Here is a 23,485-nt window from a genome sequence, read left to right on the forward strand (position 1 = left end):
CTCTGGGGTTCAGGCACGCAGCCGGCGCAGGAACGGGTCGGCCGGTGCGCGTGGCACGAGCCGCACCCGTGCGTCCAGCACCTGGCAGCCGTCCTCGCGGACGACGAGGGGGTTGAGGTCGAGCTCGGTGATCTCGGGGACGGTCTCGGCGAGGCGACCGACCCTGGCCAGGATGTCCACGAGCCCGCCGGTGGGCAGTGCGTGGTCGCCGCGGAACAGGGCGGCCGAGGACCGCAGCCCGTGCACCATCTCCGCCGCGTCCGCGTCGGACAGCGGGGTGAGGCGGGCGGCGCGGTCGGCGATCAGGTCGGTGTCGGTGCCGCCGAGCCCGAACACGACGAGCGGGCCGAACGTGTCGTCGGAGTCGACGCCGACGATCAGCTCGCGGCCCGGGGTGGCCATCGGCTGGAGCAGCACGCCGTGCACGGAGGTGCCGAACTGGTCGCGGAACCCCGCGACCGCGGCCAGGAGCTCCTCCTCGGACACCACGTCCAGCACGACGCCACCGACCCTGGCCTTGTGCAGCACACCCGCCGCGACCACCTTGACCGCGACTGGCCCGCTCAGCTCCCGCAGTGCCGCGACGGCGGCCTCGTCGTCGGGCGCGAGGATCGAGCGCACCGCCGGGAGGCCGAACATGTCCAGCAGCCGCGTGGTGAGGTCCGGGGCGAGCCAGCCGCCCTCGGGCTCGGTGGCCAGGAACTCCCGCACGAGCGCGTGCGCCTCGCCCAGCCGGATGTCCGGCGGGAAGGTGGCGGTGCCGTCGGACCGTCGCCGCCACCGCGCGTACGTGGCGATCCGACCGAGCGCGGCCGCCGCGGGCGCCGGGTCGGCGAAGCTCGCCGTGGCCGGTGCCGGATCGGTGTCGTCGCCGAGTCCGGTCACCGAGGCCAGCTGCCCCGGCCGGGCGACGAGCACGGTCTTGCGCCGCCGCCGGGCGATGGAAGGCACCGCGAGGACCGGGTCGCCGACGGCGGTCGGCACACCCGCCGCGAGGACGATGTCGATGTCGTCGTCGGCCAGCAGGATCTCGAGGCAGCCGGCGAAGGTGGCGGCGTCCACACCTGCCGTCGTGTCGATGGGGTTGCCCAGGCCGGCCTGTGGCGGCAGCAGGTTCGCGAGCGCGTCCCTTGTCGCCCGCGCGAGCGGCGCCACCGTGAGCCCGTGGTGGACGCAGGCGTCGGCGGCCAGAACTCCGGCGCCGCCCGCGTTGGACAGGATCGCCACCCGGTTGCCGGCCGGCAGCGGCTGCCACGCGCAGGCGGCGAGCACGTCGGTGGCCTCGCTGACGGTGTCGACCGCGATCACGCCGGCCTGTTCGAACAACGCGTCCCTCGTGACGGCCGGGGTGGCCGCCGCGGCGGTGTGGGAGGCGGCGGCACGTTGCGCGACCTCGCTCTCCGCCGACCGGACCGCGATGACGGGCCTGGTCCTGGCGAGCCCACGGGCCAACCTGCTGAACTTTCGCGGGTTGCCGAACGACTCCAGGTAGAGCACCGCGGCGGAGGTGGCCTCGTCGTGCCGCCACCACAGCAGCATGTCGTTGCCGCTGACGTCGTACTTGTCGCCGGTGGAGACCATGGTCGAGACACCGAGGCCGAGCTGGCGCAGCAGTTCGACGAGCGCGATACCCACGCCGCCGGACTGGGTCACGACGCCGATCCCGCCCTCGGGAACCGACCCGCGGACGAATGTGGCGTCCATGCGGACCGCCGGATCGGTGTTGACCACGCCGACGCAGTTCGGGCCGACCAGCCGCATGCCGTGGCGCCGGACGGAACCGAGCACCCTCGTGGCCAGGTCCGTCCCGGAGAGCCCGGCCGAGATCACGACCACGGCGGGAACGCCCGCGCGGCCGCACTCCTCGACGGTGTCCGGCACGGACTCCGCGGGAACGCAGACCACGGCGAGGTCCGGGGTATCGGTCAGCTCGGCGATCGAAGGCAGGCACGGCACCCCGGCGATCTCCTCCGCGTGCGGGTTCACCGCGGTGAGCCGACCGGTGAACCCGCTGTCGCGCAGGTTGCGCAGCACGGCGTGCCCGATCGAACCCGGCTGCCGGCCCGCGCCGACCACCACGACCGAGGACGGCCGCAGCACGTGCGCCAGGCTGGCCACATCGGCCACCCTGTCCCGCTCGTCGACGGCGGCGGCGAACGTCTCGTCCCCGGACAGGGAGATCTCCACGTGCCGATCGGGCCCGTCGGGAGTCACGCGGCAGGGCAGGCCCGCGTCGACGAACACCTTGATCATCCGGTAGTTCTCGGCGAGCACCTCGGCCACGAACCGGGTCACACCGTGCCGTCGCGCCTCGGACCTGAGGTGCTCCAGCAGCAGCGTGCCGAGACCGTGCGCCTGCACGGTGCCGTCCACGACGAGCGCCACCTCGGCGGTCGGGCCGCCCGACGGCGCCTCGTAGTGGGCCAGACCTGCCAGGGTCCCGCCCAGCCAGGCGCCGACCGCGGCATGCCTGCCGTCGGGCGCCCTGGTGATGCGGTCGGTGATGGTGTGCAGCACCCACGTGCCGCTGCCGAAGAACCGCAGATACCTGTCGCGGTCGGACAGTCGCTCGTGGAGGGAGAGCACCGCGTCGGCGTCCGTGGGAACGATGTCGCGCACCACGACGACACGGCCGTCCGCCAGCAGGGCACGCACACCGCCGGCGTCGATCGCCGCGCTCATCGGTGACCCTCCAGGACTCGCGCGCGGACGGCGTCGTCGAACACGTAGCCGACCCGGTTGAGCACGTCGACCACACCGGGCACGGTCCGCACCCGCTCCGCGAGCGACGCCCGCGCGCTGCGCCACTCGACCCGGCCGAGCAGCAGCACCACCCCGTCGCGCACGCTCACCACCAGTGAGGGCTGGTCCGCCATGACACGCTCGACGTCGGCGCGGATCTCGTCGTCGGCGCGAAGGTAGGTGGTGAGCAGGTCACGCCGCGACACCACACCGGTCAGACGGCCGCGATCGGTCACGTACAGCCGTCGCACCCCGGCCCCGACGAGCAACCGGGCAGCGGTCGGCACCGTCGTGCTCTCGCCCACCGTGTGCGGGTGCGGGTTCATCAGGTCCCGCGCGGTCGATCCAGCGCCATCCCGCCCACCGATCAGGTCGCCCGCCGACACCACGCCGATCAGCACTCCGACGTCGTCCACGACGGGCACGGCGCCGATGGCGTTGCGTGCCAGGACCGCCGCGACGGTCGCGAACGGGGCGCCGGCGCGCACCGAGACCGGGCACCGCGTCATCACGCTCCCGACGGTCGGCACCGGCACTCCGGTGATCACCTTCATCACGCCTCCTCGAACGTCGAACCCTTCTGCCACCAGCCTCGTCGCACGGCGAGGCCGTGATCAGAGGCGGAGGCAACGACGGCTCCGGCGAAGGTCCCGCGACAGGTCCCGGCAGGACGAGGACCTTCGGCCTTGTCCCGGCTCAGGAGCCGGGCCTGCCGTGCCGCAACACCTTGTCCAGCTCGACCAGCACGAAGGCGGTCGCCCCCGCGCCGAGCGCGAGCAGCCACGCACCCGGCCCGACGGGGGCGGTGTGGAAGAGCGTGTTCATCGCGGGCAGGTACGTGAGCAGCAGCTGCAGCCCGACGGTGAGGCCGATGCCGAGCCACAACGCGGGGTTGCGCCCGGGGCGGGCCGACAGCAGCGGGTGGTCGAGCGAGCGGCAGCTGAACAGGTAGGCGATCTGCACGCACACGAACACGTTCACCGCGGTGGCTCTGGCCTCCGCCATCGACCCGCCCGCCGCGATCTCCCACCGGAAGGCGACGAACGCGGCCACGACGAGCAACGCGCCGACCATGCAGATCCGCCACAGCAGGGTCCTCGTCAGCAGAGGGCGGTCCGGTGGCCGCGGCGGGCGCGACATGATGCCGGGGCCCTTGGGCTCGAAGGCCATCGTCAGGCCGAGGAACACCGCGGTGGTCATGTTGACCCACAGGATCTGCACCGGCACGATCGGCAGCGTCGCGCCGAGCAGGACCGCGGCGACGATCACCAGGCCCTCGCCGATGTTGGTCGGCACGGTCCACGCGATGAAGCGGCGCAGGTTGTCGAAGACGCCCCGGCCTTCCTCGACGGCGGCCTCGATCGTGGCGAAGTCGTCGTCGAGCAGGACCATGTCCGCCGCGCCCCGCGCCGCGTCGGTGCCGCCGGCACCCATGGCCACACCGATGTCCGCGCGGCGCAACGCGGGCGCGTCGTTCACCCCGTCGCCGGTCATCGCGACCACGTGACCCCGGTCCTGCAACGCCTTCACGAGTGCGAGCTTCTGTTCCGGCGACACCCGCGCGAACACGTCCGCACCCGCCGCCTCGGCGAGGTCACCGTCGAGGTTCGTGAGGTCAACGCCCGTGAGCACCCTGGCCTCGGCCGCCGAGTCGACGATCCCGACGGCCGCCGCGATCGCCCGTGCGGTGTCGGCGTGGTCCCCGGTGATCATCTTCACCCGCACTCCGGCGGCACGGCAGGCGGCGACCGCCCGGACCGCCTGCGGGCGGGGCGGGTCGTGCATCGCCTGCAGGCCGAGGAAAGTCGCATGTGGACTGTCGATCTGGGTCTCGACGGGCGCGGTGGTCGGGTCGAACGTGGCGAACGCCAGCACCCGGAGCCCGTCCGCGGCGAGTGCGCGCTGGTGTCGCAGCACGGCCTCGGCGTCGAGGTGATCGCAGCGGGCGAGCACCTCCTCGACGGCACCCTTCAGATAGCCGACCCGGGTGCCGTCGTGACGCCGGTGCACCGTCGCCATCAGTCGCCGCGCCGACTCGAACGGCAGCACGTCCGCTCTCGGGAACTCCTGGTGCAGCGCGGCGGGATCCATCCCCGCGGCCCGCGCCGCGGCGAACAGCGCGGTCTCGGTCGGGTCGCCGTCGGCCACCCACTCGCCGTCCTCGTGGTGCAGCGTGGCGCCGTTGCAGAGCACGCCCGCGACAAGGCACTCGTCCTCGCCTCCCGCGGCGGACACCACGGCGGTGACGGTCATGCGGTTCTCGGTGAGCGTGCCGGTCTTGTCGGTGCAGATCACCGTGGTCCCGCCGAGGGTCTCCACGGCCGGCAGGTGCCGGACCACCGCCCTGCGACGCGACATGCGCACCACGCCGATCGCGAGCACGATCGACACCGCCGCGGGCAGGCCCTCCGGGATCGCGCCGACCGCGAGCGCCACCACGGCGGTGAACGCCTCCGCCACCGGCATGCCCCGCGACAACCCGACCACGAAGACCACCGCGGCGACCACGACGATCACCGCGGACAGCTGGCGTGCGAACCCGGCGAGCTTGCGTGTCAACGGCGTCGCCACCGCCTCGGTGCCGGCCACCATCCGCTCGATCGCGCCGAGCTGGGTGGCGGCGCCGGTCGCGACCACGACCGCCAGCGCCGACCCCCGGCTCACCACCGTGCCCGCGTGTGCCGTGTTCGTCCGGTCGGCCAGCCCTGTCGCCCCCGGCAACCGGTCGGTTCCCTTGACCACCGGCAGCGACTCGCCGGTCAGCACCGACTCGTCCACCTCGAACGCCCGCACGTCGACGAGCCGCACGTCGGCTGGCACCTGGTCGCCCGCCGCGAGTGACACCACGTCGCCGGGCACCAGCTCGGCGGCCGGCACCCGGCGGGTCTCGCCGTCGCGGACCACCGCCGCCTCGGCGGGCACCATCCGCGACAACGCGTCCAACGCCTTGCGCGCCCGCGACTCCTGCACGTACCCGATCACGGCGTTCACCACGACCACACCGGCGATCACGCCGGCGTCCACGAGCCCGCCGAAGGCGGCGGTGACCGCACCGGCGACGAGCAGCACGTAGATGAGCGGGTTGTCCAGCTGGGCGAGGAAGCGCCGCACCCGACCCGCGCCGCGCTCCGGCGCGAGGGTGTTCGGGCCGAATCGCACGAGCCTGCCCGCTGCCTCGGTCGAGGACAGACCCCGATCGGCCGAGACGCCCAACCCGGCCATGACCTCCACTGTGGACAACTGGTAGGCGTCGACCGGCGCCGCCGGTGTCTGGATCCCAGGCACAGCCCCTCCTCCTCCGTCGTGCCCTCAGCCTCGCCGCGGAAGCCAGGCACGCGACAGGGACCGAAGTCCCGGTCAACCCGGGCCAACGGACCGCAGCGACAGCACTGGTGGACGCGCACGCTGGGGACACCGAGACGAGGAGGTCGTGATGAGCCACCAGAAGGTCAGGACCGTGATGAGCACGGACGTCACCACGGTCCACGAGGACACGCCGTTCAAGGACGTCGCCCGCGCGCTGGCCGCGCGGGACGTGAGCGCGGTTCCGGTCGTCGGCCGGGACGGACGGGTGGTCGGCGTGGTCTCCGAGGCGGACCTGCTCGTCAAGCAGGGCACGCAGGAGCTGGACTTCTCACGTTCGCTGCTGCGGTGGTGGCGAGACCGGCGCGACATCCGCCGCGCTTCGGCGACCACGGCCGCACAGCTGATGACCGCACCGGCGATCACCGTCACCGGGGACACGACGGTCGCCGGCGCGGCCCGCGTTCTCACCGAGCACAACGTGAAGCGACTGCCGGTCGTGCGGGGCGACGGCACGCTGGTCGGGATCGTCAGCCGCAAGGACCTGCTGGCCGTGTTCCTGCGCAAGGACGAGGACATCCGCGACGAGGTCGTCGAGCGCGTCTTTACCCGGGGCATCGGCATGGCGGTCAACCCGGCCACGGTCACGGTCGACGTCCACGACGGCGAGGTCACCCTCACCGGGCAGCTCGACCTGCGCAGCCAGCTCACGCTCGTCGAGGACATGACCCGGCACATCGACGGCGTGGTCGACGTGACGGTGTCGATGACCTACCAGTACGACGACACCCGCGGCCACATGCCGGACGCGATGGTCGTCGACATCACCCAACCACCCCGCGTCCGGTAAGGACCTTGGTCCCTGCCCATCCGGCCGTTTCGGCACTGACCGCGACGACCACGCCGGCGGATGCTGGCAACCGACATCGAGCACACCTGTACCTGGAGAGGCCGGATGGACGCGTTGGACATCGCACGGTGGCAGTTCGGCATCACCACCGTCTACCACTTCATCTTCGTGCCGTTGACCATCGGACTGTCCTTCCTGGTGGCCGGCATGCAGACGGCCTGGGTCCGCACCAGGGACGAGCGCTACCTGCGCATGACGAAGTTCTGGGGGAAGCTCTTCCTCATCAACTTCGCCATGGGCGTGGTGACCGGGATCGTGCAGGAGTTCCAGTTCGGCATGAACTGGAGTGACTACAGCAAGTTCGTCGGGGACATCTTCGGCGCGCCGCTCGCGATCGAGGGGCTCCTGGCGTTCTTCCTCGAGTCCACCTTCCTCGGGTTGTGGATCTTCGGGTGGGACCGGCTGCCGAAGCGGCTGCACCTGGCCACGATCTGGCTCGCCGCGACCGGCACGCTGCTGTCCGCGTACTTCATCCTCGCGGCGAACTCGTGGATGCAGCACCCGGTCGGCTACCGGGTCAACGGCACGACCGGCCGCGCCGAGCTGACCGACTTCGGCGCGGTGCTCACCAACTCCACGGCGGTCGGGGCGTTCGCCCACACGATCACCGCGTGCTTCGTCACCGCCGGGATCTTCGTCGTCGGGATCAGCGCGTGGCAGCTGCGCCGCCAGAAGGCCGACGACGTGTTCCGGCCGTCGCTGAAGACGGCACTCGTCACCGTGCTCGTCGCGAGTCTCGGCGTGATCGTCACCGGCGACCTCCAGGCACGGCTGATGACCGAGCAGCAGCCTATGAAGATGGCCGCCGCGGAAGCCCTGTGGGACACTGCGGGCCCGGCCTCCTTCTCACTGTTCACCATCGGCACGCTCGACGGGTCAGAGGAGGTCTGGAGCCTGCGTGTGCCGGGTGTGCTGTCGTTCATGGCGACGGGCCACCTCGACGGCACGGTCGAGGGCATCGACGACATCCAGGCGGCACAGGAGAAGGCGTACGGTCCCGGCGACTACCGGCCGAACATCCCGGTCACCTACTGGACGTTCCGGCTGATGATCGGGTTCGGCATGCTGATGGGCCTGCTGTCACTCATCGGCCTGTGGGTGCTGCGCCGCGGGCGGGTGCCGCGCTGGTTCTACGGTGCCGCGATCGCCTCCCTCGCCCTGCCGACCCTCGCCAACAGCATGGGCTGGATCTTCACCGAGATGGGCCGCCAGCCCTGGTCGGTGTTCGGGCTGATGACCACCGCCGACGGCGTGTCCCCCACGGTGTCCGCCGGCACGGTGCTGACCTCGCTGATCGTCTTCACCGTCCTCTACGGCGCGCTCGCCGTGGTCGACGGCGTGCTGATGTACCGGTACGCCAAGGCAGGGCCACCGGACCCGGCACCTCCGGAGTCCGATGTGGACACCGAAGAGCCCGCCCCCGTTTTCGCGTACTGACTCAGGAGTTCTCGATGGCACTCACGGACGTCTGGTTCCTGTTGATCGCGGTGCTGTGGACGGGCTATCTCGTCCTGGAGGGGTTCGACTTCGGCGTCGGCATGCTGCTGCGCGTCCTGTCCCGCGACAACACCGACCGCCGCGTGCTGATCAACACCATCGGCCCGGTCTGGGACGGCAACGAGGTGTGGCTGCTCGTCGCCGGCGGCGCGACCTTCGCCGCGTTCCCGCTCTGGTACGCGAGCCTGTTCTCCGGTTTCTACCTGGCGCTGCTGGTGATCCTGGTCGCGCTCATCGTGCGCGGCGTCGCGTTCGAGTTCCGCGGCAAGATCGACAGTGACCGGTGGCGGCGCGGCTGGGACATCGCGATCATGACGGGTTCCGCGGTGCCCGCCCTGCTGTGGGGCGTGGCGTTCGGCAACATCGTCCGCGGCGTGCCGCTCGACGCCGACCACGACTACGCCGGCACCTTCCTCACACTGCTCAACCCGTACGCACTGCTCGGCGGGCTGACCACGCTGTCGGTGTTCGCCTTCCACGGCGCGGTGTTCGTCGCGCTGAAAACCGAGGGTGAGGTCCGCGCCCGCGCCAAGGCCTTCACCCTGCCGCTCGGTGGCACCGCGATCGTACTCGGCGCGGCGTTCCTGCTGTGGACACAGTTCGCGTACGGCACGGGGTGGACGTGGGCCCCGGTCCTGGTGGCCGCCGTCGCGCTCGTGGCCGCCGTCACCACCGCCCGGCTCGGTCGTGAGGGATGGGCGTTCACGGGCACCGCGCTCGCGATCGTGGCCACCGTGATGGTGCTGTTCGGGTCGCTGTACCCGGACGTGCTGCCGGCGAGCAACGACGCCGCGAACAGCCTGACGACGACCAACGCGTCCTCGACGCCGTACACGCTCGGCATCATGACCTGGGTGGCGGTGATCTTCACCCCGGTCGTGCTGGCCTACCAGGCGTGGACGTACTGGGTGTTCCGCAAGCGCGTCAGCCGGGCACACATCCCGGCGGCACAGGGACTTCCGGCGGGACGCTCGTGAGGCCGCTCGACCCCCGGCTGCTCCGGCACGCCGCCGCGGCCCGGCCGTTCGTCCTCGTCTGCGCGCTGCTGGGGCTGGTGACCGCCGGACTCGTGACAGCGCAGGCCGACCTGCTCGCCGGTGTCATCGCCGACGCGTTCCTCGGCCGGGCAGGCCTCGCCGCACTGACCGTCCCCATCGGACTGATCGCGGCCGTCGTCCTGGCCCGCGCGGCGGTGGCGTGGCTCGCCGAGTCCGCCGCACACCGTGCGTCGGCCACCGTGCTCGGCCAGCTCCGCGCCGCGGTCGTCGACAAGGCCCTCGCGCTCGGCCACCGCCGCCACACCGACCGCTCCCCCGCCGAACTGGCCACCCTGGCCACGCGGGGCGTCGACCGGCTCGACGGCTACTTCGCCCGATACCTGCCACAGCTGCTGATCGCGGCGATCGTGCCGGCCGTGATCGCGGGCCGCATCCTGCTCGCCGACTGGGTGGCCGCCCTGATCGTCGGGCTGACCATCCCGCTGATCCCCCTGTTCATGATCCTCATCGGCCGCTACACCCAGCGCGGCGTGCGACGGCAATGGCGAACACTTTCCTTGCTGGGCAACCACTTCGTCGACCTCGTCGCCGGGCTCGCGGTGCTCACGGCGTTCGGCAGGGCCAAAGCACAGCGTGCCGCCCTGGCCGAGATCACCCGCACCTACCGGCGCCAGACGATGCGGACCCTGCGGGTCGCGTTCCTCTCGGCACTCGTGCTCGAGCTGCTCGCCACGCTGTCGGTTGCGGTGGTCGCGGTGTCCATCGGCCTGCGGCTCGTGGCAGGTGGCATTGACCTGCACACCGCGCTCGTCGTGCTGATCCTCGCCCCCGAGGTGTACCTGCCGCTGCGCGCGGTCGGCGCCCGCTTCCACGACAGCGCGGAGGGCGTGGCCGCTGCCGAGGAGATCCTCGCCCTGCTGGACGAGCCCGACACGGCGGCCGGGACCCGCGTGCCGGCGCCAGACCCGTCCCGCTCGCCCCTGCGGCTGTGCGAGGTCACCGTGACCGGCCGGTCCGCGCCCGTGCTCGACCGGTTCTCCCTCACCGTCGCGCCGGGCGAGGTCCTCGGCGTGACCGGTCCGAGCGGCGCGGGCAAGTCGACGCTGCTCGACCTGCTGCTCGGCTGGTACCCGCCGGACAGCGGGCACGTGTACGTGGACGGCGTCGACCTGGCGTCCGTCGACCGTGACGCGTGGCAGTCACGGATCGCGTGGGTGCCGCAGCGACCGCGGCTCGTGACCGGCACGGTGGCGGACAACATCCGCCTCGGCGCACCCACCGCGTCCGACGAGCGGGTCGAAGCCGCCGCCAAGGCCGCGGCACTGGACGTGCCACTGTCCACCCCGGTCGGTGAGCTGGGCGCCGGCCTGTCGACGGGACAGCGGCGCCGGGTCGCGCTCGCCCGTGCCGTGCTGGCCGACCGCCCGCTGCTCGTCCTCGACGAGCCGACCGAGGGCGTCGACGACGAGACCGAGCAGGCGATCCTCGACCGCCTGCCGCCCCTGCTCACCGACCGAACCGTGGTGCTCGTGACCCACCGGGAGCGCCTGCTTTCCCTGTGCGACAGAGTCGTACGGCTCGCCGGCCGCCCCGTGCCGGCATCAGCCGTACCGCCGGGCCGGGCAGCCGCCGCCCCGGTTGCCCGGCCGGCGCCGAGCGCCGTCGTCACGGACGGCACGGCACCCGAACGTGCCCGCAGCACCTGGCGGTGGCTGCGCACAGCGGTACGCCCGCACCGGACGAGGGTGGCACTGGCCTGCCTGGCCGGCGCCGCGGCACTCGCCAGCGGCGTGGCACTCACCGCGACGTCCGCGTGGCTCATCTCGTCGGCCGCACTGCATCCACCGGTGCTGACGCTGATGGTGGCGATCGTGGCCGTCCGCACGTTCGGCCTCGCCAAGGGCGTGCTGCGGTACACCGAACGGCTCCTATCCCACGACGTCGCACTGCGAGCGCTGGCCGACCTGCGGGTGCGGGTGTGGACCACACTGGTCCGCCTCGGCCCCGCGGTCACCGCCCGCCACCGCCGCGGCGACCTCCTCGACAGGCTCGTGTCCGACGTGGACAACCAGCAGGACGTACTGGTCCGCGGTGTGGTCCCGGTGCTGTCGGCAACGCTGGTCGCGGCCGGCACCGCCCTGGGCATCGGCATGCTGCTCCCCTCGGCCGGCCTGGCCGTCGCCATCGGACTGACGACGGCCGGCGCCGTGGCACCACTGCTGTCGCTGACAGCGGCACGGAAGTCGGAGCACAGGACGACAGCCCTGCGGGCAGGTGTCGCCACCGGCACGGTCGAGCTGCTCACGGCGGCCCCGGACCTGCTGGCATTCGGCGCGGCCACCCCGAGACACGCGATCCTGCGCGCGGCCGACGACGAGCTGACCTCCACACGGCGCCGCGGCACGCTCGCCCGCGGCGCCGGCATCGCGGTCGGCACCCTGTCACTGGGCCTCACGACAGTGGCATGCCTGGTCCTGGGCATCGCGGCGCTGCGCTCCGGCGCCCTGCCGGGCCCCGAACTGGCAGTGCTGGCGTTGACGCCACTGGCGGCGGCCGAGCTGGTGGCGGGCCTACCGGACGCGGCGACCAGACTGCTCGGCGCGACGCACAGCGCGAGACGCCTCGCGGAACTGGACGCCACCCCGACCCCGACCACGGACCCGACGACCCCGGCGCCCCTGCCCACCGCGACCACCCTGACGACCACCGACGTGTCGGTCCGCTGGCCGAACACCCCCCACGACGCGGTGACCGGCGTGAACCTGCACCTGGACGAGCGCCGGGCGGCACTGCTCACCGGCCCGTCCGGCGCCGGGAAGAGCACACTGCTGGCCGCACTCATGCGCGACCTGGACCCGTCGGCAGGCAACATCACGATCGACGGCACCGACACCCGCACCGTCCCCGCCGACGACATCCGGACCCGAATCGCCTGGTGTGGCCCGGAAACCCACCTGTTCGACAGCACCCTGCGCCAGAACCTGCTGCTGGCCAACCCTTCCGCGACCGACGCCGACCTGACCGAAGCACTGACGACCGCGAGCCTCGGCCCGTGGCTGCAAGCCCTGCCCGACGGCCTGGACACCGCACTCGGCGCCCACGGCACCGACGTGTCCGGCGGCGAACGCCAACGCCTCGGCGTCGCCCGCACCCTCCTCGCCGACCGCCCCCTACTCCTGCTCGACGAGCCGACGGCTCACCTGGACCACGAGACGGCGGCAGCCCTCGCTGCAGACCTCCGCACACTGGCCGAAGCCCGGACGGCACTGATCGTCACCCACCACCCGACCGAGTTCCCCGGCCTGCCGGTCTACTCGCTCCGGCCACCGGGCCGAAGGGGACAGTCGTCGGAGCCGTCCGCCGCGCGGCCCCTCGCCACACAGACCCGCGAGTAGCCGCGCGGTAGTGTCACATCGTTCGCCCTGGAACACACCGCGACATCGGAGCCCGTCAGGCGTGATCCGCTCGTACGACCGCGACCGGGCACGGCGAGCAGTGCAGGAGGTGCTGGCTCGTCGAGCCGAGTACCAGCCCGCGGAGGCCCCCTCGGCCGCGGGTGCCGACGACGACCAGTTGGGCGGACGCGGCATGCTCCAGCAACGCCCTGGCCGGGCTGTCGTCCACGACCGCGCGAGTGACCCGGACCTCCGCGTACTTCCGCTCGTATCCGGACAGCAGTTCGGCGAGGCCCCCGCCGGCCGCGTCCCCGTTCCGGTCGCCAGTGCCGCTGTGCACCGCGACCAGGTCGGTGTCGCGCTGCACCGCCTCGGCGAAGGCGAACCCGACAGCGGCCTCGCTGGTCTTGTGGTCGACACCGACCACGACCGGCCCCGCCGTGGGTATCTCGCCCTCGCCACACATCACGACCATCGGGCAGTGTCCCCGAGCGGCGATGGTCACCGCGGAGGAGCCGATCAGCAGACCGGTGAAGCCACCCAGGCCACGTGTGCCGAGGACGACCAGCGACGCCGTGGCCGATTCCCGCACCAGCAGCTCCGCGGCGGACCCGTCCGAGCCGACCACCTCGACGGCCACCTCGGGCGCGGCCGCGACCGCCACCTCGCGCGCCTGTGCCAGCCAGCGGTCACCCTGCGCGCGAAGGAGGTGGCGAATGCGCTTGTCCTCGGCGAACTCGGAATGGTGCCGGGACGGCAACTCGAAAGCGTGGACAAGGCGAAGTCCCACGCCGCGCTGGTACGCACGGGTCGCCGCCCACGCGGTCGCCCGCGACACGGACTCGGACCCGTCGACCCCGACCGCGACCGGACCGACGTCGAGATGACTGGACATCACAACTCCCATCTCTCGGAACCGACGCTCGTCGTACAGCGAGCCGGTCGAACGTCTCGCTGTACGGCCAACACACCCTCACGCTGCGCCTGCGCCACCGGGTCCGGCAGAGCCGGACGTCACCGCGAGCCGGGACCAACTGCCCTGGTCGGACGCGACCCACCGCAGCAGGATCGTCAACCGTGACTCAGGTGACGACGGACCAGGTCCCCTCCGTACAGGTTCAGACGGGCTCCGGCGTGGATCCCGGCGCGATCGACCACGCACTCGTCCAGCTGCGGGCGGTGTGCGCCGGCCACCAGGTGGAATCGGTGCGGGCCCGGCTGACACGCACGGCCACCCCGGGTGGGCCGTCCACGGTCACCGGCGACGCCACGGCGGTGGTACGCGGCCGCTCCGTCCGGGTGGGCGGCACCGGCCACTGCCCCCGGGCGTCGATCGACCAGCTCTGCGACCGGCTGGCAGCCAGACTCCAGGCCTTGGCGACGCCGAACCGCGGCTCGGTCACCGAGTCTACGAAGGCGAGAATCACCCGCTACTCCATGTGACCTCGGCGCGCTTCGCGACCAGTCCGCGCGGCCCGAGAGCGGAGTTCCTCATCTCCGCGGCCGGGCCGACGACGAGCCTGGGAACCGGTCTGCTGTTGCTCACCGTCGCGGGCGCCGGTGCCGGCTCGGGCCTCGAACCGATCGTCACGGCGGCACTGGCGTGGCTGGCGCTGATGCACGGCCTAGTCGTCGTGGAGAACCTGCTGCCAGGTGCGTCGACGGACGGCGGACAGATGATCTACGCGGCACTGCGCCGGCGTCGCGACGCCGAACGTCCCGCGACCATCGTGGTCCGGATGCGCTGCCTGCTGGGCGGTGTCGTGGTCGGCGCGGGCGTCGTCGTGATGTTCACCGTCGAGGTCGTGGGCGGTGTCGTCGTGGCCGCGGTCGGGGCGTTGCTGATCAGCGAGACCGACCGCGCACGGCTGGTGGACGACTCGATCGTGCGCACGTCGCCCTGACCTCCCTCGTCACCGCCACCAAGACGGCGTGCCGGTCACCGCGGTCCCGACCGGGCGCGTGTTCGCCTGTCGCAACGCTCCAAGATTTCACCCAGAAACCCGGCCGAGACTCTGTCTCATGAAACCGGTTCAGTGGTTGTGTGCGCTGGTCGCGCTGAACTTCGTGTGGGTGACGGACCTGTTCGTGCTCGGGCGCGGCTTCGAGCGGCTGGGTGAGCCGGGCGGCCTGCTGACCGCGGTGGGGCGGCTGACCGGGCTGTACGGAGCTTTGGCCCTGGTCGTGCAACTGGTGCTGGTCGCGAGGTTGCCCTGGCTGGAGACCCGGCTGGGCATGGACCGGCTGACCGCCTGGCACCGGTGGACCGGTTTCTGGGTGCTGTGGCTGGTGCTGGCACACCTGGTGTTCGTCACCCTCGGCTACGCCGCCCAGGACGGGAGCCATGTGCTGGGTGAGCTCGACACGCTGGTGTTCGACACCGAGGACGTCGGTCTGGCCACCATCGCCGCGGTGCTGCTGGTCGTGGTGGGGGTGACCTCCGCACGCGGTGCCCGGCGGCGGATGCGGTACGAGTCGTGGCACGCCGTGCACCTGCTGGTCTACCTGGCGGTTCTGCTCGGCTTCCTGCACCAGGTCGGCCTCGGGGAGGACTTCACCTCCTCGCCGGCCGGGCGGCTGTACTGGTGGGCGCTGTACGGGTGCGCGCTCGGCGCCGTGGCGACGAGCCGGGTCGGGCTGCCGGTGCTGCGCAACCTGCGGCACCGCTTGCGGGTGGTGTCTGTGGTGCGGGAGAGTCCTGACGTCGTCACGATCTGGGTCGGTGGGCGAGATCTCCACCGGCTGCCGGCACGGGCCGGTCAGTTCTTCCTGTGGAGGTTCGGCCGGCGCTGGTGGGAGGCGCACCCGTTCTCCCTGTCGGCCATGCCGGACGGGCGGTTCCTGCGGATCACGGTGAAAGCCCTCGGCGACGGCTCCGCCTGGCTGCAGTACGTCCGCCCCGGGACCCGCGTGTTCGCCGAAGGACCGTACGGGGCGTTCACCGGCGCCCGGGCGACCCGCCGCGCGGTGCTGCTGGTCGCGGGCGGCGTCGGGGTCACGCCGATCCGCGCGCTGATGGAGGAGTTCGCGCACGCCCGCGCGGACATCGTGGTGGTGTACCGGGCCGGCGCCCCCCAGGAGGTGGTGCTCGCCGACGAGCTGCGGACGATCGCGCGGCGGTGCGGCGCACGGCTGCACCTCGTGGTCGGGCCACGCGGCGCGCCCGGACTCCAGGGCCTGTCCACGCTGGTGCCCGACGCCAGACACCGGGACGTGTACGTCTGCGGACCACCCGGCATGACCGGAGCCGTCCGGGACACGCTGCGCCGGCTCGGTGTCCCCGACGACCAGGTCCACACCGAACGCTTCGCCTTCGCCGCCTGAGGAAGGGCACTCATGCGTAAAGCACTCATCATCGTCGCACTGCTCTTCGCCGGGTTCGCCCCGCTGGTGCGCTACCATCCCGCGCCCTCACCAGCCCCGGCCGTGGTCACCGCGCCGCCCCAGCCGGGGTCGGGCGGCTCCCAGGCGGCCAGGACGGTCGACGGTTCCGTGGTCGACACCGAGTTCGGGCCGTACCAGGTCAGGGTCACCTTCTCCGGCACCACGATCGCCGATGTCCAGATCATCACCGAGCCGGACGACGGGCACAGCAAGCGCATCGCGAGCCGCGCCGAGCCGACCCTGCGCAGCGAGGCGCTGCAGGCGCAGAGCGCGCACATCGACACGGTGTCCGGCGCGACCATCACCAGCGAGGCCTACGCGCGGTCCCTGCAGGCCGCCGTCGACGCGAACGGGAGCTGACGTGCGGTTCGTCGAACACGTGATGGGAATGCCCGCCTCCGTCGAGGTCCCCCACCGGGACGCCGCCGACGCGGTTTTCGCATGGCTGCGCGACGTCGACCACCGGTTCAGCCCGTTCCGTCCCGACAGCGAGGTCCGGACCGGCCGGCACGGCCGGGACCTGACAGGGTTGCTCGACCTGTGTGCCGGGTACGAACGGGACACGGGCGGCGCCTTCCGGGTCCGGCTGCCCGGTCACCCGCTCGACCCGTGCGGTGTCGTCAAGGGCTGGGCCGTGCAGCAGGCCGCGGACATGCTCCGGGCAGCCGGAGTCACCGAGTTCTGCCTCAACGTCGGCGGCGACATCGCCGCGGCAGGGCGTCGCTGGTCGGTCGGGATCCGCCACCCGGATGAGGCGCACCGGGTGTGTGGCGTGCTGGAGGTCGCGGAAGGAGCCGTGGCCACGTCCGGCACCTACGAACGCGGCCACCACATCGTCGACGGCCGCACCGGCCGGCCCGTGCGCGACCTCGTCAGCCTCACCGTGGTCGCGGCCGACCTCACCACCGCGGACGCCGTCTCCACGGCCGCCTTCGCGATGGGCGCGGAGGGCATCGCGTGGGCCGACGCCCAGCCCGGCTGTCTCGTGTTCGCGGTCGACAGGGACCGCGAGGTGCGCCGGTCCGCCGGCCTGGACAGAATGCTCAGGTGAGCACGCTCCCCCGCCTGTTGCTCGTCGAGGACGACCGGCAGCTGCTGGCGATGCTCGCGACCCTGCTCACCGAGGAGGGCTACCAGGTGGACGTGGCCGCCGACGGTCAGCGGGGCCTGCACCTCGGCCTCACGCACGAGTACGATCTCGTCGTGCTCGACCGCGGCCTGCCCGCGATCGACGGGCTGGACCTGCTCAGCCGCCTACGCCTGCGTGGCATGGTCACCCCGACGCTCGTGCTGTCCGCACTGGCCAACCCGGCGGACCGGGTGGCGGGCCTGGACGCCGGTGCCGAGGACTACCTCGGCAAGCCGTTCGACCTGGACGAACTCCTCGCCCGGCTACGCGCTCTGCGTCGCCGGCACCTCGACACCGCGCGATCTCTCCCCTGCCCGGCGGACGACTCGAACTCGACACCCGTACCGCCTGTCTCGGCGAGCGGGACCCGATCCGGCTGTCGATGCGGGAATGCGACCTGCTGGCGGTCCTGGCGACCCGGCCGGGCACAGTGTTCTCCCGGCGCCAGCTGCTCGCGCTCGTGTTCGACGACGCGGAGAGCGAGACCGTGGTGGACACCTACGTCCACTACCTGCGGCGCAAGCTGGGCCGCGCGGTGGTCGACACCGTTCGGGGGCGCGGCTACCAGCTCGGACGCACCCGGTGAGCCGCGACCCCGACACCCGGCTCGTCCGCCGCACGATGGCGCGGCTCGGCCTGCAGTCCGCCGCGGCCGTGCTCGTCGCCGTGACCCTGCTCGGCGTGGCGGTCGTGCTGATCATCCAGCACACCCAGGTCGAACAGCAGAACAGCCAGCTGGCCACCGCCATCGCGACGGCGGACGACGTGACCGACCCGCCCGCAGGCGTCTGGCTCACCGTGCGACGCGGCGGGCGGACCGTCAGCACCCCGCGTTCGCCGCGAGGCCTGCCGGACGAGGCCTCCCTCGGTGCGGTTGCGGCCGACGGCATGAGCCGCACCGTCGACGTCCACTCCGGACACCACGAGTACCGGGTCCGCACCGACCGACGCGGCGACGCGGTCGTCCAGGCCGCACTCGACCTGCGCTACGCCCACGAGGAACGCGACCGGCTCCTCCAGGTCCTGCTGCTCGCCGGCGGCGTCGGGCTCCTGATCGCCGGCCTCACCGGCGCGTGGGTCGCACGGCGTGCGGTGACCCCGCTCGTCGCCGCTCTCGCACTGCAACGCCGGTTCGTCGCCGACGCGGGCCACGAACTACGCACGCCGTTGACCCTGTTGAGCACCAGAGCCCAGATGCTCCGCCGCCGCATGCCCGCCGAGTCCGAAGTGGACGGACTGGTGGCCGACACCCACGAGCTCGCCGCCATCCTCGACGACCTGCTGCTGGCCGCCGACCCACGCGAGCAGACGCCTCGCCGGCCCGTCGACCTGGCGGCGTTGCTGGGTCAGGCCGTGGCGGCCGCGGAACCCGCGGCGCACGAGCGCGGTGTGCGGCTCTCCCTGACGACCGTGCCCGCGAAGGTCCACGGCTACGAGGGGGGTCTCCGGCGAGCGGTGAACGCCCTGTTGGACAACGGGATCCGACACGCGCAGGCCGCCGTGCGGGTGGTGCTCACCAGCAGTGGCCGGCGGGTGCGGGTGGACGTCGTGGACGACGGTCCCGGCATCGAGGCGGCCCTCCTGCCCACGCTGTTCACCCGGTTTGCCTCCGTACCCGCCGACACCACGCGCGACGAGCGGCGCCGTTACGGCCTCGGCCTGTCGCTGGTCAGCGAGATCGCCGCCCGCCACGGCGGCACGGTCACCGCACGGAACCACGAAGACGGCGGTGCCGTCCTGTCTCTGACCCTCCCGAGAAGCGACTGACCGCGGCATCGGCCCGACCGCGACGACGGGTTCCCCGCCGACGGACCGCCCGATCACGGGAGGTACTGCTCGACGATGGACTCGACGCGGTCGTTGTGGACGGTGAGCCAGAACGGGTCGTGCCAGACGTACTGGTCCTCCGGCGTCGCGTCGTGGGCGAAGTAGGCCGGGAGCTCCTCGAAGGAGACCCTCTCCGGATGGTTGCCGTCACCCAGCCAGACGACCTCGACACCCACGTCCTCACGCACCGGGAGCGTGCGCAGCCGGGAGTTCTCGTCGCGATGTAGAACCCGTTCGGCGGACCTCCGGGGATCTCCGGGTGGTCCTGGTGGAACGTGTGCTCCCGCCGCCTCTCCGGTGAGGTACTGGATGACGTCGAAGGTGACCGTGCGCCCCGGTACGTCGACAGCGGCGCCCGGTGGCCGGTCTCGTACTGGTCGCCATCCGTGCGGCCATCGACAGCGGCTCCGCCGCGGTGGCCACTCCGCCGGCCCCGTCCGTGCACCCGCACCCCGCACTTACACCCCCACCGGGACGCGGGCCCGGGCGGTGGCCGGTGTCCGCATGCGCAGCAGCGGCACACCGATGCCGTAGAGCACGAAGTGGCCCTCCGGCACGATCTCCACGAGCGTGGACGACCTGCGGCGCTCGGGCGGCACCAGCGACACCAGCCGGCTGGGCAGGTCGCCGCCCGCCTTCACGGTGGCGTGGCCGTGGAAGGTGATCGTGGCAGGCGGGATCGGCGCCAGCAGCGCGAGGAGTCCGCCCCGGCGCACCGGCACGGTCACCGAGACCCGGCCGTCTACGGCCAGGTGCCGGGCCTTCCAGCTGTCCTCGGCGACGACCACGTAGAGCCGGTCGTCCTCGGCGACGTACACGACCCCGCCCGACCGGGGCGAACCCGTGGGCGTGACGTGGCTGACCACCGCGAACGAGGCCTTGGCCAGCTGTCGCCAGACCTGCTTCGTGGTCACGACGGGATGTGCGAGTGTTCTGGTCATGGCTGCTCTCCTCATGGTGCGCTGTCGTACTTGGTGAGCACCTCGCGCAGCCGCTCGACGAACCGCAGCGAGTCGTCGTGGTCGCGCTGCCACACGTTGCGGCCGAAGATGAGCCCGGTCGCGCCGGCCTCCATCGACTGCCGGGCCTTCTCGACCATGGCGTCGTCACCGGCCTTCGCGCCGCCGGAGATCAGCACCATGGTGCGGTTGGCCGAGCGGACGACCGCGTCGACGGCCTCCTGCGCTGTGACCGGCGCGCGGTACTGCTCGGGGACGTCGTCCTGCTTGTCGGGGTGCGGGAAGTTCACCTTCACCATGTCCGCGCCCAGCTCGCTCGCCACCCGGGCCGCGTAGTCCACCGCGTAGAAGGAGTTCTTGCCGCCCTTCGCCTCGACGGCCGCGCCGCGCGGGTAGGCCCACACGATCAGCGGCATGCCGAGCCGCTCGGCGTCGACCCGCACCTGCCGGTACTGGGCGAAGTCCTGCTCCTGCGCCGGGGTGCCGACGTAGAGGGTGTAGCCGACGGCGTCCGCGCCGAGCCGCACCGCGTCCGCCACGTCGGCGTGCACCGGGGAAAGCGCCGCGTGGTCCGACGGGATGTCGGTCTTGCCGTTCAGCTTCAGCACCAGCGGCAGCTCACCGGCGAAGTCCCAGTAGAACTTCTCCGCGAGGCCGACCTGCAGGACGATCCCGTTGAACCCGCCCTCCAGCGCCAGCCGCGTCACGTACTTCGGGTCGCTCGCCCCCGGGTTGGCGAAGAAGTCCCGGGGACCGTGTTCGAAACCCTGGTCGTACGGCAGGAACAGTGCCGTACCGTTGCGCAGGCCGTGCTGGTGCAGGATGCGGTGCAGCCTCGCCTTCTTGCCCGTGTCGAGCCCGAGCCGTGCCAGCGGTGGACGTGTGGACATCGCGCACTCCTTTCCTTGTGCAGCAACACCACGCTCCCTCCGGCGACAACGCTCACCCAGTACCGTTCGTCGGTCGCCGCCGGGACCAAGTGCCCTGTCCGTCCTCATCACCCGCCGCCACGCTCGACAACTGTGAGGACACGGGCCGAACCAGGCGCCGCCGCCGAGGCAGCGGTGCGGATCGAGGTGCACGGGACCGTCCAGGGTGTCGGCTTCCGGCCGTTCGTCTACCGGCTCGCGACCGGTCTGGGGCTGCGTGGCGAGGTCCACAACGCGGGCGGGCACGTGGTGGTCCGGGCCGCGGGACCCGCCGTCGCCGTCGACGAGTTCCTCACGCGGCTCACCGGCGAGGCACCCGGGCAGTCCGCCGTCGACCGGGTCGTCGTCACCCGGGAGTCCGGTTCACCGGACGGGAGCGACGCGACGCGCGGCCGGTTCACCATCCGAGCCAGCACCGACGAGCGCTCCGGGCCACGCGAGCTGCCACCGGATCTGGCCACCTGTGACGCCTGCCTGCGTGAGCTGTTCGACCCGGCGGACCGCCGGTTCCGCTACCCGTTCCTGAACTGCACCGGCTGCGGCCCGAGGGCCACCATCGTCGGCGACCTGCCCTACGACCGGGCCAGGACGGCCATGCGCGGGTTCCCGATGTGCGGACCGTGCGCGGCCGAGTACCGCGATCCCGCGAACCGGCGCTTCCACGCCGAGCCGACGGCCTGTCCCGACTGCGGCCCACGACTGCGCTGGTCCACCGACCGGGTTGCGGACGCGCTCGCGGCCGCGGAAGCGGTGATCGCCGCGGGCGGGCTGGTCGCGGTCAAGGGAATCGGCGGCTACCAGCTGGTGTGCGCGGCGGACGCCCACGAGACGGTGCAGCGCCTGCGCACGGCGAAACACCGGCCGCGCAAGCCGTTCGCCGTCATGGTGCGCGACCTCGCGGTGGCCCGCACCCTCGGCGACGTCGGCCCGCACGCCGAGTCCGCCCTCCGCTCGACTGCCCGGCCGATCGTGCTGGTGCCCCGGCACCCGGGCGCCCCGGTGGCCGGCGCGGTCGCCCCAGGGCTGGCCGAGCTGGGCGTGTTCCTGCCCTACAGCCCCCTGCACCACCTGCTGCTGACCGACCTCGACAGGCCGCTGGTGGTCACGAGCGGCAACCGGACCGACGAGCCGATCGCGATCACCGACGACCACGCCGACGCGGTCCTCGGCCCGTTCGTGGACGGCATCCTCTTCCACGAACGGCCCATCTGGTCCCGCTACGACGACTCCGTGGTGCGGGTCGTCGCCGAGCACCCACGCGTCCTCCGGCGGGCGCGTGGCCACTCCCCCGCGCCGATGCCGCTGCCGGCGAGCGCGCCGGCGCCTCTGCTGGCGGTGGGAGCACAGCTGAAGAACACCGTGACCCTGGGGATCGGTGGCCGGGCCGTCACCGGTCCACACCTGGGCGACCTGTCCGATGTGGGCACCTTGGCCGCGTTCGAGGAGTCGATCGCCGCGCTGTCGGGGCTGCACGCGGTCACCCCCGAGGTCGTGGCCCACGACCTGCACCCCGGCTACCTGTCCACCCAGCACGCGCGGAGGTGGTGGTCCGCGCGGGACAGGATCGGGGTGCAGCACCACCACGCCCACGTCGCCGCGACCGCCGCCGAGCACGGCGTCGCCGGGCCGTTCCTCGGTCTCGCCTACGACGGGTTCGGCCTCGGCGACGACGGCACCCTCTGGGGCGGCGAGCTGCTGCTGTGCGACTACACGCGCTACCGCAGGCTCGCCAGGTTCGCCACCGCGCCGCTGCCGGGCGGCGAAGCGGCGGTGCGCGGGCCGGCGAGGATGGCGCTCGGCTACCTGTTCGGTGCCGAGAACCGCCTGCCGGACCACGTCACCGAGGACCACGGCCTGCTCGCGCGGCTCGGCGACCGGCAGGTCACGCTGGTGCGGCGCATGATCGAGGCTGACGTGAACTGCCCGAGGGCGTCCAGTGCCGGCCGGCTGTTCGACGCGGTGGCCGCGCTGCTCGGCCTCTGCGACGAGGCCACCTACGAGGGCGAGGCCGCCGTGCTGCTGGAGGCGGCGGCCGCCCGCGGCGGGCCGTCCACACCACTGCGGTGGCGGCTGGGCAGGCGCGCCGGTCTCTGGGTCTACGACCCGGCACCCACGCTGGTGGACGTCATCACCGCGGACGGTCCTGTCGAGACCGTGGCGCGGCGCTTCCACCGCACGGTCACCGAGGTCTCGGTGGCGATGGTCACCGAGTGCGCACGGCAGACCGGCGTGCGCACGGTCTGCCTCGGCGGTGGCGTGTTCCAGAACCAGCTCCTGGCCGGCGAGCTGACAACCGCGCTCGCCGGTCAGGACCTCGAGGTGCACCTCGGGGCGCTGGTCCCGGTGAACGACGGCGGAGTGAGCTACGGGCAGGCCGCCGTCGCCGCCGCCACACTGCGGGAAGGGTGAGCG

19 protein-coding genes and 1 pseudogene are annotated in these 23,485 nt (G+C 72.5%); 13 read left to right on the plus strand and 7 right to left on the minus strand.

The window, feature by feature from the left end:
- Nucleotides 1-9: 9 nt before the first annotated feature.
- The 3 genes from CLV71_RS31755 to CLV71_RS31765 all read right to left on the minus strand — a co-directional run bounded on the left by CLV71_RS31755 (nucleotide 10) and on the right by CLV71_RS31765 (nucleotide 6,027).
- Nucleotides 10-2,682 (minus strand): bifunctional acetate--CoA ligase family protein/GNAT family N-acetyltransferase, encoded by a 2,673-nt coding sequence (locus CLV71_RS31755; protein WP_133906580.1) that lies wholly within the window; start codon nucleotides 2,680-2,682, stop codon nucleotides 10-12.
- Entirely contained in the window at nucleotides 2,679-3,296 is a 618-nt protein-coding gene (locus tag CLV71_RS31760; RefSeq protein WP_133906581.1) for a CBS domain-containing protein, read from the minus strand. Before CLV71_RS31760 ends, CLV71_RS31755 begins: the two co-directional genes overlap by 4 nt.
- 142 nt (nucleotides 3,297-3,438) lie before the next feature.
- Nucleotides 3,439-6,027, minus strand: coding sequence for a cation-translocating P-type ATPase (locus CLV71_RS31765; protein WP_243866835.1), 2,589 nt, complete (start codon nucleotides 6,025-6,027; stop codon nucleotides 3,439-3,441).
- A gap of 148 nt (nucleotides 6,028-6,175) precedes the next feature.
- Here CLV71_RS31765 and CLV71_RS50200 point away from each other — a divergent pair, with 148 nt between their 5' ends.
- The 4 genes from CLV71_RS50200 to cydD all read left to right on the plus strand — a co-directional run bounded on the left by CLV71_RS50200 (nucleotide 6,176) and on the right by cydD (nucleotide 12,845).
- Nucleotides 6,176-6,895 carry a CBS domain-containing protein gene (locus tag CLV71_RS50200; RefSeq protein ID WP_133906582.1) on the plus strand — a complete coding sequence of 240 codons (720 nt, stop codon included), beginning with the start codon at nucleotides 6,176-6,178 and terminating at the stop codon, nucleotides 6,893-6,895.
- A gap of 105 nt (nucleotides 6,896-7,000) precedes the next feature.
- Nucleotides 7,001-8,392, plus strand: a complete 1,392-nt coding sequence (locus CLV71_RS31775; RefSeq protein WP_133906583.1) for a cytochrome ubiquinol oxidase subunit I — start codon at nucleotides 7,001-7,003, stop codon at nucleotides 8,390-8,392.
- A gap of 14 nt (nucleotides 8,393-8,406) precedes the next feature.
- Nucleotides 8,407-9,429, plus strand: a complete 1,023-nt coding sequence (cydB, locus tag CLV71_RS31780) for a cytochrome d ubiquinol oxidase subunit II (RefSeq protein WP_133906584.1) — start codon at nucleotides 8,407-8,409, stop codon at nucleotides 9,427-9,429.
- Entirely contained in the window at nucleotides 9,426-12,845 is a 3,420-nt protein-coding gene (gene cydD / locus CLV71_RS31785) for a thiol reductant ABC exporter subunit CydD (RefSeq protein WP_133906585.1), read from the plus strand. The genes cydB and cydD overlap by 4 nt, the downstream gene beginning before the upstream one ends.
- A 55-nt stretch (nucleotides 12,846-12,900) precedes the next feature.
- Here cydD and CLV71_RS31790 read toward each other — a convergent pair whose 3' ends face one another.
- Nucleotides 12,901-13,740: a universal stress protein gene (locus tag CLV71_RS31790; RefSeq protein WP_133906586.1), complete on the minus strand. Its 840-nt coding sequence runs from the start codon at nucleotides 13,738-13,740 to the stop codon at nucleotides 12,901-12,903.
- A gap of 191 nt (nucleotides 13,741-13,931) precedes the next feature.
- Here CLV71_RS31790 and CLV71_RS31795 point away from each other — a divergent pair, with 191 nt between their 5' ends.
- The 8 genes and pseudogenes from CLV71_RS31795 (at nucleotide 13,932) to CLV71_RS31825 (ending at nucleotide 19,125) form a co-directional block, all read left to right on the plus strand.
- A complete protein-coding gene (locus CLV71_RS31795) occupies nucleotides 13,932-14,288 on the plus strand; it encodes a hypothetical protein (RefSeq protein WP_133906587.1) in 357 nt (118 codons plus the stop codon).
- A complete protein-coding gene (locus CLV71_RS31800; RefSeq protein ID WP_133906588.1) occupies nucleotides 14,285-14,749 on the plus strand; it encodes a zinc metalloprotease in 465 nt (154 codons plus the stop codon). Before CLV71_RS31795 ends, CLV71_RS31800 begins: the two co-directional genes overlap by 4 nt.
- 118 nt (nucleotides 14,750-14,867) lie before the next feature.
- Entirely contained in the window at nucleotides 14,868-16,169 is a 1,302-nt protein-coding gene (locus tag CLV71_RS31805; RefSeq protein ID WP_133906589.1) for a ferredoxin reductase family protein, read from the plus strand.
- Between the two features lie 12 nt (nucleotides 16,170-16,181).
- A complete protein-coding gene (locus CLV71_RS31810) occupies nucleotides 16,182-16,589 on the plus strand; it encodes an FMN-binding protein (protein ID WP_133906590.1) in 408 nt (135 codons plus the stop codon).
- Nucleotide 16,590: 1 nt separating this feature from the next.
- Nucleotides 16,591-17,280, plus strand: coding sequence for an FAD:protein FMN transferase (locus CLV71_RS31815; RefSeq protein WP_133906591.1), 690 nt, complete (start codon nucleotides 16,591-16,593; stop codon nucleotides 17,278-17,280).
- Between the two features lie 50 nt (nucleotides 17,281-17,330).
- A pseudogene (locus CLV71_RS50475) lies at nucleotides 17,331-17,564 on the plus strand (response regulator); the annotation flags it as partial.
- Between the two features lie 176 nt (nucleotides 17,565-17,740).
- The gene (locus CLV71_RS50480; RefSeq protein ID WP_341771684.1) at nucleotides 17,741-17,944 is read left to right on the plus strand and encodes a winged helix-turn-helix domain-containing protein; all 204 of its coding nucleotides are present in this window, start codon (nucleotides 17,741-17,743) and stop codon (nucleotides 17,942-17,944) included.
- Nucleotides 17,941-19,125 (plus strand): sensor histidine kinase, encoded by a 1,185-nt coding sequence (locus CLV71_RS31825; protein ID WP_133906592.1) that lies wholly within the window; start codon nucleotides 17,941-17,943, stop codon nucleotides 19,123-19,125. The genes CLV71_RS50480 and CLV71_RS31825 overlap by 4 nt, the downstream gene beginning before the upstream one ends.
- A gap of 53 nt (nucleotides 19,126-19,178) precedes the next feature.
- On the opposite strand, the gene CLV71_RS31830 is transcribed toward CLV71_RS31825, so the two are convergent.
- From CLV71_RS31830 to CLV71_RS31840, 3 genes are all read right to left on the minus strand, one after another.
- Nucleotides 19,179-19,373, minus strand: coding sequence for a hypothetical protein (locus CLV71_RS31830; RefSeq protein WP_133906593.1), 195 nt, complete (start codon nucleotides 19,371-19,373; stop codon nucleotides 19,179-19,181).
- A 270-nt stretch (nucleotides 19,374-19,643) separates the two neighbouring features.
- A complete protein-coding gene (locus CLV71_RS31835) occupies nucleotides 19,644-20,126 on the minus strand; it encodes a pyridoxamine 5'-phosphate oxidase family protein (protein WP_166664332.1) in 483 nt (160 codons plus the stop codon).
- A gap of 11 nt (nucleotides 20,127-20,137) precedes the next feature.
- Nucleotides 20,138-21,034 (minus strand): class I fructose-bisphosphate aldolase, encoded by an 897-nt coding sequence (locus CLV71_RS31840; RefSeq protein WP_133906595.1) that lies wholly within the window; start codon nucleotides 21,032-21,034, stop codon nucleotides 20,138-20,140.
- Between the two features lie 132 nt (nucleotides 21,035-21,166).
- Between CLV71_RS31840 and hypF the strand changes: the two genes are divergently transcribed.
- On the plus strand, nucleotides 21,167-23,482 hold the full coding sequence (gene hypF / locus CLV71_RS31845) for a carbamoyltransferase HypF (protein ID WP_133906596.1): 2,316 nt from the start codon (nucleotides 21,167-21,169) through the stop codon (nucleotides 23,480-23,482).
- Nucleotides 23,483-23,485: the final 3 nt, after the last annotated feature.

Origin of the sequence: Actinophytocola oryzae, from assembly GCF_004364325.1 — a bacterium.
Taxonomy (GTDB): domain Bacteria; phylum Actinomycetota; class Actinomycetes; order Mycobacteriales; family Pseudonocardiaceae; genus Actinophytocola; species Actinophytocola oryzae.